The organism is Bacillus oleivorans, assembly GCF_900207585.1.
GTDB classification, from domain to species: Bacteria; Bacillota; Bacilli; order Bacillales; family JC228; genus Bacillus_BF; species Bacillus_BF oleivorans.
This window is the reverse complement of record NZ_OAOP01000002.1, coordinates 600,696-616,539: the sequence shown is the minus strand read 5'-3', so window position 1 is coordinate 616,539 and position 15,844 is coordinate 600,696. Positions and strand designations below refer to the sequence as shown.

21 protein-coding genes and 1 pseudogene are annotated in these 15,844 nt (G+C 37.6%); 6 read left to right on the top strand and 16 right to left on the bottom strand.

What is annotated here, in order from left to right; translation table 11 throughout:
* Window positions 1–34: 34 nt before the first annotated feature.
* The 8 genes and pseudogenes from CRO56_RS06680 to CRO56_RS06645 all read right to left on the bottom strand — a co-directional run.
* Window positions 35–385: a VOC family protein gene (locus CRO56_RS06680; protein ID WP_097157827.1), complete on the bottom strand. Its 351-nt coding sequence runs from the start codon at window positions 383–385 to the stop codon at window positions 35–37.
* Window positions 386–464: 79 nt separating this feature from the next.
* Entirely contained in the window at window positions 465–869 is a 405-nt protein-coding gene (locus CRO56_RS06675; protein ID WP_097157826.1) for a hypothetical protein, read from the bottom strand.
* 36 nt (window positions 870–905) lie between these two features.
* Window positions 906–1,178 carry a nucleotidyltransferase domain-containing protein gene (locus CRO56_RS06670; RefSeq protein ID WP_097157825.1) on the bottom strand — a complete coding sequence of 91 codons (273 nt, stop codon included), beginning with the start codon at window positions 1,176–1,178 and terminating at the stop codon, window positions 906–908.
* A gap of 165 nt (window positions 1,179–1,343) precedes the next feature.
* A complete protein-coding gene (locus CRO56_RS06665; protein WP_097157824.1) occupies window positions 1,344–2,807 on the bottom strand; it encodes an amidase family protein in 1,464 nt (487 codons plus the stop codon).
* Window positions 2,808–2,903: 96 nt separating this feature from the next.
* Window positions 2,904–3,461: a CBO0543 family protein gene (locus tag CRO56_RS06660; RefSeq protein WP_097157823.1), complete on the bottom strand. Its 558-nt coding sequence runs from the start codon at window positions 3,459–3,461 to the stop codon at window positions 2,904–2,906.
* Window positions 3,462–3,530: 69 nt separating this feature from the next.
* A complete protein-coding gene (locus tag CRO56_RS06655; protein ID WP_097157822.1) occupies window positions 3,531–4,448 on the bottom strand; it encodes a ketopantoate reductase family protein in 918 nt (305 codons plus the stop codon).
* A 315-nt stretch (window positions 4,449–4,763) separates the two neighbouring features.
* On the bottom strand, window positions 4,764–5,240 hold the full coding sequence (locus CRO56_RS06650) for an NUDIX domain-containing protein (RefSeq protein ID WP_097157821.1): 477 nt from the start codon (window positions 5,238–5,240) through the stop codon (window positions 4,764–4,766).
* Window positions 5,241–5,263: 23 nt separating this feature from the next.
* A pseudogene (locus CRO56_RS06645) lies at window positions 5,264–5,485 on the bottom strand (GNAT family N-acetyltransferase); the annotation flags it as partial.
* A 321-nt stretch (window positions 5,486–5,806) separates the two neighbouring features.
* On the opposite strand from CRO56_RS06645, the gene CRO56_RS06640 reads away from it, so the two are divergent.
* From CRO56_RS06640 to CRO56_RS06630, 3 genes are all read left to right on the top strand, one after another.
* Window positions 5,807–6,982 carry a glycosyltransferase family 4 protein gene (locus tag CRO56_RS06640; protein ID WP_245855616.1) on the top strand — a complete coding sequence of 392 codons (1,176 nt, stop codon included), beginning with the start codon at window positions 5,807–5,809 and terminating at the stop codon, window positions 6,980–6,982.
* A 196-nt stretch (window positions 6,983–7,178) separates the two neighbouring features.
* Window positions 7,179–8,003 carry an NAD-dependent epimerase/dehydratase family protein gene (locus CRO56_RS06635; protein WP_245855613.1) on the top strand — a complete coding sequence of 275 codons (825 nt, stop codon included), beginning with the start codon at window positions 7,179–7,181 and terminating at the stop codon, window positions 8,001–8,003.
* A gap of 382 nt (window positions 8,004–8,385) precedes the next feature.
* On the top strand, window positions 8,386–8,676 hold the full coding sequence (locus CRO56_RS06630) for a hypothetical protein (RefSeq protein WP_097157818.1): 291 nt from the start codon (window positions 8,386–8,388) through the stop codon (window positions 8,674–8,676).
* Between the two features lie 37 nt (window positions 8,677–8,713).
* Here the strand turns inward: CRO56_RS06630 and CRO56_RS06625 are convergent, their stop codons facing one another.
* On the bottom strand, window positions 8,714–9,529 hold the full coding sequence (locus tag CRO56_RS06625; RefSeq protein ID WP_097157817.1) for a lipid II flippase Amj family protein: 816 nt from the start codon (window positions 9,527–9,529) through the stop codon (window positions 8,714–8,716).
* Between the two features lie 387 nt (window positions 9,530–9,916).
* On the opposite strand from CRO56_RS06625, the gene CRO56_RS06620 reads away from it, so the two are divergent.
* Together CRO56_RS06620 and CRO56_RS06615 are read left to right on the top strand one after the other, a co-directional pair.
* Window positions 9,917–10,423 carry a DUF2243 domain-containing protein gene (locus tag CRO56_RS06620; RefSeq protein ID WP_097157816.1) on the top strand — a complete coding sequence of 169 codons (507 nt, stop codon included), beginning with the start codon at window positions 9,917–9,919 and terminating at the stop codon, window positions 10,421–10,423.
* The gene (locus tag CRO56_RS06615; RefSeq protein WP_097157815.1) at window positions 10,413–11,189 is read left to right on the top strand and encodes a cytochrome c oxidase assembly protein; all 777 of its coding nucleotides are present in this window, start codon (window positions 10,413–10,415) and stop codon (window positions 11,187–11,189) included. The genes CRO56_RS06620 and CRO56_RS06615 overlap by 11 nt, the downstream gene beginning before the upstream one ends.
* 140 nt (window positions 11,190–11,329) lie before the next feature.
* Here the strand turns inward: CRO56_RS06615 and CRO56_RS23485 are convergent, their stop codons facing one another.
* The 5 genes from CRO56_RS23485 to CRO56_RS06590 form a co-directional block, all read right to left on the bottom strand.
* The gene (locus CRO56_RS23485; RefSeq protein ID WP_342745873.1) at window positions 11,330–11,512 is read right to left on the bottom strand and encodes a phosphotransferase; all 183 of its coding nucleotides are present in this window, start codon (window positions 11,510–11,512) and stop codon (window positions 11,330–11,332) included.
* A 365-nt stretch (window positions 11,513–11,877) separates the two neighbouring features.
* Window positions 11,878–12,339, bottom strand: coding sequence for a DinB family protein (locus tag CRO56_RS06605; RefSeq protein ID WP_097157814.1), 462 nt, complete (start codon window positions 12,337–12,339; stop codon window positions 11,878–11,880).
* A gap of 149 nt (window positions 12,340–12,488) precedes the next feature.
* A complete protein-coding gene (locus CRO56_RS06600) occupies window positions 12,489–13,265 on the bottom strand; it encodes a metal-dependent hydrolase (RefSeq protein ID WP_179714197.1) in 777 nt (258 codons plus the stop codon).
* A 167-nt stretch (window positions 13,266–13,432) separates the two neighbouring features.
* Window positions 13,433–14,107 carry an O-methyltransferase gene (locus tag CRO56_RS06595; RefSeq protein WP_097157812.1) on the bottom strand — a complete coding sequence of 225 codons (675 nt, stop codon included), beginning with the start codon at window positions 14,105–14,107 and terminating at the stop codon, window positions 13,433–13,435.
* 30 nt (window positions 14,108–14,137) lie between these two features.
* Window positions 14,138–14,584 carry a GNAT family N-acetyltransferase gene (locus tag CRO56_RS06590; protein ID WP_097157811.1) on the bottom strand — a complete coding sequence of 149 codons (447 nt, stop codon included), beginning with the start codon at window positions 14,582–14,584 and terminating at the stop codon, window positions 14,138–14,140.
* Between the two features lie 248 nt (window positions 14,585–14,832).
* On the opposite strand from CRO56_RS06590, the gene CRO56_RS06585 reads away from it, so the two are divergent.
* A complete protein-coding gene (locus CRO56_RS06585; protein WP_097157810.1) occupies window positions 14,833–15,018 on the top strand; it encodes a hypothetical protein in 186 nt (61 codons plus the stop codon).
* On the opposite strand, the gene CRO56_RS22800 is transcribed toward CRO56_RS06585, so the two are convergent.
* Both CRO56_RS22800 and CRO56_RS06580 read right to left on the bottom strand, forming a co-directional pair.
* Complete coding sequence (locus CRO56_RS22800) at window positions 15,015–15,191, bottom strand: hypothetical protein (RefSeq protein ID WP_179714196.1); 177 nt, start codon at window positions 15,189–15,191, stop codon at window positions 15,015–15,017. The genes CRO56_RS06585 and CRO56_RS22800 overlap by 4 nt on opposite strands.
* Before the next feature lie 182 nt (window positions 15,192–15,373).
* A complete protein-coding gene (locus CRO56_RS06580) occupies window positions 15,374–15,832 on the bottom strand; it encodes a hypothetical protein (RefSeq protein WP_097157809.1) in 459 nt (152 codons plus the stop codon).
* Window positions 15,833–15,844 lie beyond the last annotated feature (12 nt).

Genomic DNA, 15,844 nt, shown 5'->3' with positions numbered 1-15,844 from the left:
TCCTTGATAATTGAATTGCTTTATTGTTGAAAAGTTACTTTTTCTGAATTAGACCAAATCCAATCCCCGTCGGATCCACCATATAAGCAAGATAAAAATCATCGAATTCCATTTTATCGCGTACAACCATGGCACCATTTGATTTTGCTTTTGCAATGGCTTCATCGATTGAAATAACTTCTATTTGTATACGAGTCCCATGAGGGTGATCATTAGGTCCCTTACCAATCCCACCATTTATACCTTCCTTTTCATCTTTACCGGTAGTAGCTGCCCAATAGTCCCAATGAGGATCTGCAAATTCCCAGCCAAATACCTCTGAATAAAATTTCACAGCTTTTTCGGGTTCTTGACTGCTAAGCTCGAATCCAATCACTCTGCCCATTTAATTCCCTTCTTTCCGACATTTTTTTACATGTTCTATTTCGACATCAACCAATAATTTCCTCTATAAAATTATAATACTAACCTTCCCGTAAACCTAAGTATCTGATTTCTTTTCGATCAACAATAGCTACTAAAATATTTCCTGATTCAACTGGTTTATATATCTTTGTACCGACAGGAAGTTTGGTTGCAGCACCATCATCAAATTTATTTCTATCATTGGTTTGTTTAGAAATCACTAAGACTTCTTCCCCAATAGTTAATTCTTTCGCTTTTACCCATTCAAGATCTTCAGCATTCGTATATACGATTTGATTAAATAAAAATAAATCTGCATTCCGATTATCTTCTAAAATTTCATCCACAGTTGGGTTTCCTATTGAATAATCTGTATCTGTATGTCTTTTAGTAGTCTTCACATTACAGGATAAACATGTATATGAAATAATAATTAATACAAATAGCAGCAAGAATTTTTTCACTAAATTCACCTCTTTACAAAATGGTCGTAAACGAGGCTAAAAAAGTTTCTCCGTATTATTCTTGTTTGAAACACAAGAACCGTCCCTGCGTTTCACTATAACAGACGATGAATGAATACCTTCAAAGAATAAAACTTCTCCCCATTTTTTTGCTCGATTCTGTTTATCCTTAATAAAATTAGTTTTCTTATCTGGAGTATTTAAATCAATATCAGAGTATTGATCAAAATTCCCTTTGGCTAATGATCCATTTAAATAGATCGCCAAAACATTTGGATCAGAACTTAAATCAGATACCGCTTTTTGCAAAAGTATATTTCTATAACTTGATAAAGAAGAATCTCTTTCAATATGTCTACTTATAAATCCCGCACATATTTAACCAACTCCCTATTTTATTTCTTGAGACTTATGTACCTCCTCAAAAGTAGAATAGCTTGATCATATCAATCAGAATGGTAATAAAACATTCCTTTAAAAGTTAGGACTTTTTCTACATTGAGTAGATTGCTCAAACGCAAAAGCTATTTTAATTAAAACACCTTCAGAGAAAGCTGTTCCTGCAAACGTAATGCCGAATGGTCTTCCATTTTTCATGTATCCAGCAGGTACAGCAATGGATGGGTAACCAGCTTTAGCACAAATGGTTGAACCTGCATAGGAAGGGAAAAGAATTGCATCGAGGTTGTATTTTTTTAATGTATAGTCAATTCCCTGTTCTTGTGAAAAATATAAATCTTCTAATCTTGCATTCAAGTATTCTGGGTCAGTTAATGTATTCGGTAAGCCCGCTCGCTTTTCTAGTTTATCCTGGCCATATTTTAAAGCTCTTTCCCCGTTTTCTTTATTGAACTGTACTAATTCTTTAATTGAATGAACAGGGATTTGAGGAGGTAATTGGGAAAGATAATTATCTAAGCTATGTTTTAATTCATATAGAGAAACGCCCCACTTCCATTCTCTGTGAAAAGAAGGGATTTCTATGTCTTCTACGGTTTCAGCACCTTCTTTTATGATGGTTTGAATGACATTTTTATAAAGACTTTCATCGTATTCTTCTGATTGAAGAAACTCTTCAGAAGCATCAGAAAATATTCCAATTCTGGCACCTCTTAGACCAGCAGGATCTAGATAAGAAGAAAATCCCTGTTGGAATCTTCCCTTGCTTTTACACGTGGCATGATCTGAATAATCAAAACCAGTCATAGCTTCTAGTAAAAGGGCTGCATCTGTTACAGTCCTTGCGAATGGTCCCGCTGTATCTTGAGAATACGTGAATGGTATAATTCCTTTTCGACTTATTAATCCTACTGTTGGTTTGATGCCGACAACTGAATTTTGGACAGCTGGACTTAAGATAGATGCATCAGTCTCTGTCCCAACGGAGAGGACAGTTAAATTAGCTGCAACTGCAACAGCTGAGCCTGAGCTTGATCCTCCTACAAATAGGTTATCACCATACGGATTTAACACTTGTCCACCTCTAGAACTATAGCCGGCCCACATATCGGATGACATCCCATTTGCGAACTCCGTCATATTAGTTTTACCAAGTATAACAGCTCCAGCATTGCGGAGTTTTTCTACAAGACATGCATCTTGGCTAGCCATATGATTTTCTAAAGCAATGGACCCAGCACTGGTATGCATCGAATCCTGTGTTTCAATATTGTCTTTCAGTAAGACCGGAATCCCATGTAAGGGTCCTCTAGTCCCTTGCGCTTTTCTTTCATAATCCAGTCCTTCAGCAATGAAAATAGCATCAGGATTTATTTCAAGAATTGAATTTAGCTTTGGACCTGCCTGATCAAACTTCGCAATTCGATCTAAATAATACATCACTAATTCTCTTGAGGTAATTTCATCTTTGTCCATAGCGGTTTGGATATGCTGGATGGTTAACTCATTTCTGAAGAAATCTTTTAAATGTATTCCCATAGTATTCTCCTTAATTAGCTTCTAAGTATAAAGCATTAACCAACTTCTATATTTGTAAAAAGAAATTTTGACCAGAAAATATCGTAGTCGTACCAATTAGTTTTGTGAAATTTTATCAATAAAAAGTCTTGATCCTATTCCAGTAATAATATAAAAAACAAAAGAACATAAATATCTCCATTTTAAATATGTAACAAATCCAAGCAAAACTGAGATAGGTTCACCAATAAAAGAAAATATACTGGCTGTAATGAATAGAGCAATTATATAGGATTTCCATTTGATAAGATATTGGTATAACAACATAAAAGTTACCGGAATGATACAAAAATCGAACGGAAATGCCAGTAGTCCAAAGGGAACGAACTTAATAGGATAAATCCAAGCACCAATCTCACCGCCAAGATCATCAGCAAAGCTGGTGATAATGATAACAGTAAGTCCAAAACACCAGATTTGAAGGGATCTTTTTCTATCTAAAACAATAAAAAAAATGATCCAAGGTATGATAAAACTAAATACAAGTATCCACCAATTCAAAGTAAACAAGGATGATGTATACCAGTTATTCAAAGCCAATTGAGCGTATTTATTTTGAAGTCGAATTAATTCTTGTGCAATCTCATCCATACAAATCGTCCCGTTTTTTTTCAATTATTTTCTCCCACTTACTTGATCTCATTCACTAAAAGAGACTTAAATGGATGGACCGAATGCTTTGAGTCAATACTCACTTTCAATTTCTAAAATGCGGTCATATAATTCTTGGTTTACTGGGGTCGCAATCCCATGTTTTTTTCCATACTCTAGTACCGTGCCAGCAAACAGCTCAACTTCACTGTAACGTCTTGCTTCCACATCCTGAGCCATGGAAGGCTTTCCATTCGGACTTAAGGTGCCTAGCACATCAAGCCAGTACTGTAGATCTTCCTCCGTTAAATAGACACCTTCTTTTTTTGAAATGGCAATAACTTCTTTCATAGCTGCAATCATCATGTCTCTCGCAGGGCCATCTTTTTGGATTTCACCATAGTTGCTTTTGTATACTGCAACAGTTTGATTTACCCCAACGTTAAGCATAAATTTTCCCCATAACCGTTTTGACATATTGGTGTCGACATGATAAGGTAGCCCTGTTTTTTCAAAGAAATCAGCGACAATTTTTGTTTTTTCGGAAATGTTTCCAGGTTTTTTATCTCCAAAAACAAGCATACCCATATTGTGATATGTAAGTTTATTGCCAACCTTTACTGCATCCATTCCTTGAGCCACGCAATATAAAATGTTGTCCATTCCATAAGTCTCGCCAATAATAGCTTCACTTGTGATCCCATTTAAGGCTGACAAAATAATCGTGTTTTCACCAACTTGATTTTTCACAGAATGAATGGCTTCCCGCAGCCCATTAATCTTGACACTAAATATCAGCAAATCTGCAGGTTCACACTCATCTTCAGGAGACATATAGTTAAAATTGCAACGTTTTCCATTGCAATAAACCCCTTCGCTTTGATATTTTTTGATCCGATTTTCGTCAGCTATGATTCTCACATTATCTCTTGGCAATCTTTTGGTTAAATGGTGTGCAAATAAGATTCCTAGTGCTCCTAATCCAATAAATGATACAGTTTTGACTTCCACTTCTACACATCCTTCAAGTTCTTTATTAGATTAAAATTTCTAAGGCTGAATGTGGCAATACCGACACGCGGACTAATTGGATTTGTCCTCATGATTTTCTTAACGGACACATAATCCCTTATTTTTATAAAAATACCTGTTTTGGAGAATTATAGGACATACGTTCCGTTATTTGCCTTGATTTCCTCAAATATTTGCCTTTTATGGCCAAATAAAGGAACCAGTGTCCGTAAAATTTGAAATTCCTCGATTTTTTCACAGATAACGGAACCGATGTCCTTTAGCATTCGGCTTGTTTAGAAAGGCTAGCGAAATTTAATATTCGCTTATATTCTCATCATCACTTTTGTCATTTAATGTACTTTCCCACCAGATTGTACGATCACCTTTTAAATATTTTTTCAGCAAATTCCTAATTGGATAGGGCTGTAATACCTTAAATTTTTCACTATGAATATCAGACCAGAAGAATTCAATATGAGACTCTTTTGACACCGGATTCAAATCCAAAGTCAACTCGGATGAATCAACTAAAAATACTTGATTTATTTCAAAATGGACAATCCCATTCATCTCCCATTTATGCTCAACTAATCCTAGAAATTTTTTAACTTCACATCGAATGCCCAATTCTTCTTCAATTTCTCTTATTAATGCATCTTTGGCACTTTCGCCAAGTTCAATATGTCCGCCAGGCAAAAATGTATTTTTGTGACCAATAGCCTGTGCTAGTAAAATATGATTGTTTTTGATAAAAATGCCCCTAGCTAAATGGTGAATAGGTTTGTCCATTGGTTGTCTCCCTTCATTCATCTTCAATTCTCAGCAATTATGGAATAAATACAAGTATCCGTTAACTCTTTACCATCTGCCGATAAATCTTCATTTCTAAGAATACCTTCTAAATGAAACCCTAATTTTTCTGGGATTGCCCTGCTTTTAAGATTAGTAGACTCACATCTAATTTCAATTCTCATTAATTGAAGCCGTTGTATTCCAAAGTTAGTTAATTCTTTAATGGCTTCTGTCATAAAGCCCATATCCGCTATTAGGATTCATTTTTTCACCTCTATCACGGCTTTTTTACTTGAATACAACTCTTGCAAATTTGTTTATGGAAATCTCTATATGTATGCAATACAACAGATTACGTGGCAAAAAGTTAAAGAATACTCGGGCAAAAACCACCCTGGCCCTTGCCAAATAGCCGACTCGCTCTAGACAGCTTTGCAGATTCTAATCCACATTTATTCGGACAATTATTAGTAGATTCGCCGTTACTTAATAATACCTTAAACATATTTTAGCAATAAGTCTTAAGCTTTCATATTGCCTGACCAAATCTCATTTGAAAGGAGTTGTTTCCTATAAAGATCGCAATGATCGGTACGGACAAGCTGACCGTTCCCCCCCTAAGAGGAGGAGCTGTTGAAGTATTAGTTGATGGGGTAACCCCTCATTTAAGTAAAAAGCATGAACTAACTATCTATTGTATAACAGACCCGGACCTTCCTGATAATGAAGTGGTGAATGGGGTCGAGTACATTCGTGTTCCGCGTGAGAATTACGAATACAATGTCGGGATTAAGCTGTCAGAGAAAGCTAAAAACAAAGAGTATTACGATGTTATCCATGTATATAATCGCCCACGCAATCTTCCAATTTACAAGGCGGCTATGCCAGAGAGCCGGTTCATTATTAGCGTTCATAACGAAATGTTCCGGGAGGGGGAAATTTCCTCCGAATTGGGGAAATTGGCCATTAACTCAGTCGATAAGATCATGACGATAAGCGAGTATATCGGAGAAACGATCATTGCCAGGTTTCCGTTAGCCAAAATCAAGGTTGAAACAGTTTATTCAGGAATTGATTTAAATCGATATAAACCTATATGGGATAAGGAAGCTCAGGAAACTAGGAATAAACTGCGACAAAAATATGGTGTTGAAGACAAAAAAGTAATTTTATTCGTCGGACGCTTAAGTGAGACAAAGGGTCCAGATATTCTTATTCATGCAATGAAACAAGTAATCAAAAAATACGATGATTCGGTAATGGTTATAGTAGGGAGCAAATGGTTTGGCAATGATATCATTGACGAATACGGATTAAGCCTTCGTCAGCTTGCCGAATCACTAGGAGAGAACAAAGTAATCTTCACAGGGTTTGTTCCGCCGAGTGACATTCCTTCGCATTACTTAATTGGTGATATATTTGTATGCAGTTCTCAATGGCAAGAGCCCTTAGCGAGAGTCCATTATGAGGCCATGGGCGCTGGTTTACCTGTTATAACAACCAATCGTGGCGGAAACGCGGAGATTCTTGAACATCTTAAAAACGGAATCCTTATCGAAGATTATGCGAATCCAAAATCTTTTGCAGATGCAATATCCTTCTTATTATCCAATGAACGAGAAGCTAAAAGAATAGCTAAAGTTGGCAGGAAATTCGTTGAATCCAATTTTGGGTTTGAACATGTAGCGGTACGCTTGGAAAATCTTTATTCCGCTGCGATGGAAAAAAATAAATCTTAAGGTGTCTATATGGACACAACCTTCAGCATTTTTTTAAAATTTATATAAATTTTTGATGAGGTTGTCCACTCAGATTGTTTTATTTTGCATTTATAAATATAGGAAGAATAGCTTATGGTACATCCTCTATGAGAGTATTTCAGTTTAGTGTAAGGTAATACGGCTTAATACAGTATATAAACGGAGGTTAGACGATGTGATCGATTACTATACGCAAAAGAAAAAGAAAATATTTCTCACCGGAGCGAATGGCAAAATTGGCCGCCGGCTGCACAAGGCGCTGAAAAATAGCGGGACTTACGACATCTTGGCCGCCGACATCGAGCCTGACCGGGATCACAATGTAGTGCAGCTCGACGTAACGGACGCGGCCAGGCTTGAAGCATTGACCATCGGGGTGCATACGGTACTGCATTTTGCGTGGGCGAAAGACAAAGAGGACTTTCTCGGAAAAGTACTGCCCCTTAACGTGACCGGTGCGTATCATTTATACGAAGCGGCACGCAAGAACGGGGTGAAACGTATCATCTTTGCCAGCTCCAACCATGTCACCGGATTTTATAGAGTCGGGGAGCAGGTCAAGCCTGAAGACCCTTATCGGCCGGACAGCTTTTACGGGCTTAGTAAATGCTATATTGAGCTGCTCGGACGGTATTACGCCGATAAATACGGCATCTCCTCGATTAATATCCGGATAGGCAACTTTTCTGGAGCTGACCGCCCACTTTCTGAGCGAGCGTCCCACATCTGGATTTCCTCCCGGGATATGGTCCAGCTGACAGTTTGCTGCATCGAAGCTGATCCGTCTATCGATTTTCTCAGCCTGTATGGAACCTCGGCGAACACATCCAACTACTACGATATCGGCTATCTGGAGGATCTGATCGGATATAAACCCGAAGACAACGCAGCAGCTTTGTTGGAAGAAGAGATACGTCTCGGTACACTGCCTCAAAACAATATACCTTTTCAAGGCGGAATGCATGCAATAACAAGCCACACCGAAGATGGAAGGAAGTAAGGGGGAAGTAAGAAGACTCCCTTAAGTAGAAATGTAACTTCTACTTAAGGGAGTCTTCTTGTTGGCTTCCATGGATAAAGTGACAAAATACTAAAAACTGATAGAGACGAAAGGGTCCTAGTAATGTTGCACTTATACTTAGTTTCTAAAATTGGCAACTTTTTCATACGTTCTCTATACGACTTCTTTTTTTTCTTGTTTCAAGTAATAAAAACAGTTGTTCTCCGTAAATTTTTTTTATTTATACCTGTTCCTTAGGTTATGTACTGATTGCCACGATTTAGCTTCATATATAAAGAACACCTTTCGAAAAATAGTTGCATAGAAAATACATCGTTGTAAAAACTAGCCAGTGGAAACATAAGAAGAAATGAGGGATATCATGAAGGAACTTTTACAGCAAGTAAAGCAAGAATTAGAAAAAGCATACGATAATTCAGATTCTGTAGACTTAGACAGCAGCATCCAAAGAATTCAAGCTGCCAAGGAACAGTATGGCGACAAAGGCACCATGATTGACGATTTAATCCGTTCATTAACTAATGCCAGAAATGCAACTGTACAGCTGGAAAATGCCGGAGACATCTCTTCTTCTGCAGCTTTTGGTGAAGCCTATAATGCCCTAGACCAAGCGATTGAATCCTATACTGAAACTGATAATGATCCCGTATAAGCCTTGGGATATCCCAGGGTTTTTATTTTTATAAAAACTACGCTATAAATTTTGTAAACCAGGCAACATATATGGCACCTGGTATAAATAAGAGTTGTGCGAGACATGTCCCTAAAAGTCTAGATGAAACCATCATTAACGAAACTCCCTTTAAATTTTGATAGCCACCTCTATTATTTACGACATTATCGGCAATGACAGAAATTTTGGGATCAACAAAGATAACTAGCAAAATAGTGGCTATTCCGTTTATTAGACCAGATGCCATTATCGCTGTAGATGATCTTTCCGGGGCAAGTAATGCTGCATACAGGGCAGATAAAACTCCGGTAGTATAAATAGCAGTAATAAACATATTTATGATAAATAATTTAAATGGAAAGTCTATGAAACGTACATCCTTTAAGTAAGATAACCTTGGCAGATGGATATGGTTTAAACCCCGAACTATGAAATCCAAGTTTAAACCCAATTTGATGACAGCAGGAATAGAACCTTTCGCTTCTGACAAATGGATAATGGCTCTTGAAAAAAGGGCTACAAAGGTTGGCAGCAACAGGATGCCTAATAAAGTTCCTAATGTAGAAGATCCTATAAGTACTCTAAACTGACTTTCTACAAAGCTCATAGCATTTTCTTTAGGTGCAGTATCTATCAAACTACCTGTAAAGGGCTGCTGCATCATATTAGACAGTCTCGAAACAATGACCATTAGATTAAACAGAGATAATGCTGATGCAATCATTCTAACCCTAGCACCCGATAATCGTACGGCATACGCTAATGTTTCAATACTATGGATAATAAATATAAATAAGGCTATTAAGATTACCTTTTCTGTTATGAATTCCACATTATTAACCTCAAATATTTTCTTAATACTCTTATATTACCATATTTCGGTAATAATATGGTTATACTTATTAACTTACCCAATTATTTCAATTGCTTTTTCTATATATTCATCTCGGCCTGCTTTAATTGCATCGATCGTTGGTTCCACTAGAGCAACTGGTTGAACGCCTTGAAAGGAAACCTCTGCTTTAAGATAATTTACCGCCTTTAAGCCTGAAAAACAAATAATAATTTGGTCAAAATTCTAAAGCCATTTTTACTGCCTATGCTTCCAGCAGCTCCTTCGGTGTAGGATTCAAAATATTCCAACTATTGCGGAATTTGTGGTTTGATTATAACGGCTTCCATTTGGCAAAAATGGGTTTTGAAAGGTGGAGAAATTAGTATGGAGGTACAAAAAAGTGATCTTAAAAATCCTAACCGTACATCTTATTTAGGACGAAATGTATGGGCAGGGATCCTATTTGGATTTGGTTTTGTGGCTTTTATTGATGAGGCAGTTTTTCACCAATTGCTGCATTGGCATCATTTTTATGATAAGTCTACGACCGACATAGGGCTAGTTTCTGATGGTTTGTTCCATTCGTTTAGCTGGTTTTCGACAATTGGCGCTTCTTTTATGATGGTAGATTTGCACCACCGACATGCATTTTGGCTCAAAAGGTGGTTTGGTGGCGTTTTACTAGGGGGAGGCAGTTTCCAATTATATGACGGAACGATTCAGCATAAACTCATGCAGATTCATCAAATCCGTTATAATGTAGACATTCTTCCTTACGATCTGATTTGGAATATTACTGCAGCGGCGATGATTGTATATGGGGTTTTTCTGCTAATTCGGACTCGAAATGAGGCACAGGTTGACGGAAGGAAAATGATACGTGGAACATAGTCACTTGTTTACGGCACAAGATCTATTTTTAACTGCACCGTTTTTAATTGTTCTCGCAGTTTATAGTTTAGCAGTAATTAAATCTAATGCTCATTATCGGAAATGGCCAAAATACCGAATTGTATTTTGGTTTTTAGGTATTTTTATCGTTATGATCACTATTATTGGTCCGGTAGCAGACAGGGCTCATTCGAATTTTATTCATCACATGACCGTTCATTTGCTTCTCGGAATGCTTGCCCCGCTTTTGCTTGCCCTTTCAAAACCGATTACCCTGATTTATAGGACACTTCCCGTTTGTTCTGCCAGAGAACTTTCTCGTTTTTTAAAAAGCTGGCCTGCTCAAATGTATTGCCACCCAATTGTTGCTTCCATTTTGAATATGGGCGGACTATGGATTCTCTACACAACCGACTTATTTAGTGCGATGCATCATCATATATTCCTTCATATATTGGTCCATATTCATGTGTTTGTTGCTGGCTACCTTTTTACAATTTCGATGATCTATGTAGAACCAGTCCCTCATAGGTATAGCTTCGTCTTCCGTGCGGCTATTTCTATTATGGCTTTTGCAGCACATGGAATTTTAGCAAAATATATTTATGGACATCCGCCAACTGGTGTAGAACCATTGCAGGCAGAAGCTGGCGGAATGTTGATGTACTATGGCGGAGATGCAGTCGATATTATTTTAATTTCGATTTTTTGTTATCAATGGTATAAATCAGGCAGACCACGGGTCACTATCTCTATTGGCAAATAGGCTAGTTTCAGACTGTCAAAGCTCGTTTTATGGCAATCTTCGCTTCCTGTACGATCGCTTGAACTTTTTCATCAATGGCTTGCATTAAGATAAGTATTAAGATAAAAACAGAGATTAACTGAGCTAATGATTTCGTCTCTTCATCGACTGCTCCATACTATCAAAAAATGATTGCCGCGCTTGAGGGGGCAGAAAGCTGTAAGTATCGATATGTCACAAGCGGGGTGCCCAATGTTCATATCGCCCCAATCAATAACACCGCAAACGATTGCCTCGTCATTGACCAATATATTTTTTATATGGAGGTCGCCGCCGTCCCGCACCGGCTATGTGCAATTCCGCTCGGGTTATGTGCCGTCCCGCTCAGGTAATGTGCCATTCCGCTCGGGTTATGTGCCGTCCCACACCGTTTATGTGCCGTCCCGCTCGGGTTATGTGCCACTCCGCTCCGGTTATGTGCCATTCCACTCGGGTTATGTGCCACTCCGCTCCGGTTATGTGCCATTCCGCTCAGGTTATGTGCAGTTCCGCTCCGGTTATGTGCCGTCCTGCTTCGTTTATGTGATTATTAAAGTATGAACAGCTTCATCTGTAATATCCCAAACTTGAGTGTTTCCTCCATTTATTTTTTCCAGAGGGTGATCAGAGGCATGCGAGTTCTGCTTGTCAATTCCTTCCTTCTTCAACATTAAATCAATTTTATGATCATTTTTATTTTTTCTAAATGCATCCCTTCATGGTACAAACAAAAACTTAAAAACTCTTCTACTCTGGATAAATATAATCCTTTTGAAGTGGTGTAAGGATCAGAAACGTTCTCGTTTAAGCGGTGTTGAAAGGTTTGTTCGATTCGTACCAATTGGTTTTCAAGAAGATCAATGATTTCTTTCAAAGCAGGATAATCTAATTCACGATTTGGCTTAGTACCTGGACTGAAAAGAACCTTAAAATTTTCTGGTATTTGCATAGTTTCTCCTGAATGAAAGAAAGCTAACTTCTCTTGAATAAAACATATGTGTCCTGCATTCCACTTAATATTATTATTGGAGGAAGCAGGAATGATTTCTGAAAGCTGTTCATCAACGCCAGCCAGCTCCTTTAAAGTTTGGGTTCGAACAAACTGTAATTGCGTGAAGATAAAAGGTTTCATATGGATTATCTCCTTCTTCTTGGGATCGATTTATCATATATTTCCATATTAATAAGGATAAAATTTGTTTGTAAAGTATAGAATATATTATTTTTCTAATAAAAAAAGCCAAGAAGAATTATACATTCCTCCTCGGCTAAACAATTAAATTAATAGAATTTTTCTTCTCCGTACCCTAATATATCAACCCTAGTCCTGTCATAGTCCTTTAATAGCCTTTGTAATTCTTTATCCCGATCAATCATAAATTCAACAACCGGAAAGGCATTCAATAACCCTTGTAAAGTTTCTTTGGAAGAAGCTGTTTTCTCAGATGGAAAGGTGTGTGAAGGAATTACTATGTCTACATCTAGAAGATTCTTTACTGCATAAGCTGCTTCTTTTGGATTCATCGTAAAGTGACCGCTTGCTGCTAATACGGCAATCGTAGGCTGATAGACGTCTTGGATTAATTTCATATCACTCATCATTGCTGTATCGCCTGAATGATAAACCGTATGATCATTCTTCCAATCCAAAATATATCCGCTGGATTCGCCAGCATAAATAGGCGTGCCAGCCGTTTCTCCGTAAGAACTCGTATGACGGGCTGTTACCATTGTTAATTCTAGATCTTCAAACTCAAATTGGCCCCCGACATTTAATGGAATGACATTCTTCATTCCTTTTGCAAGAAGGATCAAAGCAAGCTCGTATTGTGCTATGATAAGAACCTCAGGATTGACTGCCACTAGTTTATCAAGACCACTTGTATGATCAAAATGACCATGTGTGAGTGCCACTAGCTGGATCGATTTCATGAACTCCTCTGTTTGATACTCGGAAGGACACCCTGGGTTCATATCAAAAAAAGGATCCACTAAAACCTTTGTGCCAGAATTACTGGTAAAGCAATACATCGCATGACCTAACCGTAAAATTTTCATCTCCATACCCCTTTAGAAAAGTAGTTGTTCAATTGCCCTTTCCATTTTATTCGCCTTTTTTTGAAATAAGACTTTTAGGATAAATAACTTTTTTGGGCTGAAAAAAAAGAAGTTGCAGGATTTAGTCCCGCAACTTCTTAAACAGTATCTTTCCTATGTGTGGCCTGCTACTTTTTAACTACAACTCCTAAGGCAAACCCATCATACCCTTTACTTCCCACCGTTTGAATCGCTGTAGCCTGAATCCGAGGTTCATTTGCGAGAAGATCAAAGAATTGTCGGGTACCTAGGACACTTGCGTTCTGACTACTCTCGTTCACGACTTCTCCATCCCGAACAACGTTATCACCAATAATCAGTGTTCCCGCTCTTGAAAGCTCAAGGGACCATTTGAGATAGTTCGGATTATTGGGTTTGTCCGCATCGATAAAGATGAGGTCAAAGGTATCAAATCCCATTGAGCTCAGCCGCGGCAATGAATCAAGAGCTGGACCTACAAGAATTTGAACTTTGTGCGCCATTCCGGCTTTTTCAAGATTGGTCTGTGCTACTTTTGCGTGTTTTGGTTCATATTCAAGCGTAATTAAACGGCCGTCTCCAGGAAGTGCCCGCGCCAGCCAAATCGTACTGTATCCGCCTAATGTTCCTATTTCAAGGATTGTCTTGGCACCTTGAATTTTGGCAAGTAAATGAAGGAGTTTTCCTTGAGTCGGTGAGACATCGATTGCTGGCAATCCTGCTTCGGCATTTGCACGTAAAACCGAATCTAACACATCATCGTGCGGAATTAATTTTTCAACAAAATAGTTATCAACTGCTTCCCATTTAGAAAAAATGTTCATCCGTGTTTTCTCCCCCTTGTTTCTATTTTTCTATAACCTGTAAAGTTTTTTATACATCAGCTTATGTGGGCCAATAGGTTCAATCTCAAATACTTCCCCATATTCATGCAAACCTAGTTTTTTATAATAATCACTAACTGAAACTCTTGCATTACACCACCACAAACTGGCTTCCCTTTTTTCGAGGATTCTCTCGGCAAAATGGAGTATGGAACTCCCTGCTTTTTGATTTCTCACATGCTCAAGCGTCGCCATCCCTCTTAACCGATACTGTAATACTTCAGGAAAACCAGGGGAGCTCTCTCTGTAGAAAGAAGCAATACTTACTAACTCTTCATCCAAAAAGGCACCTACATGAAAAGTATCCAGATCAAAATCCCCATCATATTTACAGTCCTCAATCGTCTGATTCGGCCTTAAAACCTGATGCCGAATTCCATATGTATCTTCTGCTTGAATTTCCCTAATCTCTAACAAAATCTCTCCCTCCCTTTTCCCTATCGTATTACAAAAAAGCACGAATAAGTATTATAAATACCTTTTGTATCAATATAAGAGAAACTTATATATAGAACATCTATCCACAATTTCGAGCGTACAAATATATTTGCGATTTAATCTTTTGTTGAATGTTTTTAATTGGGGTTCCAACTCATATATTTGTATATAGTTTAAGAAGAGAGACATTCTAAAATATACAAATGAATTAAAGGTGGGAATCTGTTTTGGGGATGTTAGAATTGTACAAAAAATACTTAAATGGAGAAAAATTCAAACGGATAAGTGATCTTGATTTACTGGATTTATCTATAAATCAACCTTCTGATTTAGTTGGATCATCAAAAATTATGCAAGACATTGCTAAAAAGCATTCAAAAAATTTACAAAATAATAAAACCCGTCTCCTCTAACGGGTTCCTATCATTCTTTTTACAAGTGGATCATTTTTTGTAACATGAACCGGTTTAACAATATGTCCAGTCGCTGTCAATTTTCTTTCTTGGCTTATTGAACTATGACTTAGCTTTAGAGCTACACGTTCCCTTATTTTTTGTGATTCTATTGATAGTTTTACCTTTGACATAGCAATCACTCCTTGCAATAATTATAAATCAATCCAAAAGAATAACAAATTAAGCTGTGTTTTCTGGTTGTACAGGTTTGGTTATTTCAAGCATAAAGCTGATAAGAAGTGTCAGTGGAATATGACTATTATCTTTCTCGTTAAACTCAATTCTCTATGTGAGTCATTGTCTTTATTTTTAGTCATGGCTCTGGAACCTCGACTACAAATACGTATGATGCATTTCCATTAGCCCAATTAGCTCTAATCTCAATGACATGTCTTCCAGTTTCTGTTGGTAAAGTTAGTTCCTTGTCGTAAGAGGATAATATCTTTTCTATTTCTCCTTCTCCCCACAGATAAGCCTCCCATTGTGGTTGTGAACCGTCATTAAATTCTATATTCGCAACCAAACTTTCCTTAACTATTTTGGAATTCATATTTTTAGCTATGTCAAGAGGCGGTGCCGCATCAGCATGAATCAACTTTTTAGTGAATATCCCTTCTGCTAACCACTGATAGGAACCTTTTTCGGTCTCCACTGTTACATTATTTATTTTCACAATCGCTTCAGGTGGTTCTTCTTTATTAGAGCAGCCCGAGATGAAAAATACGATCCAAGTTAAAATAATTAATAGCTTCTTAGTTTTCACTTTGACCACCGCCTTACCTTC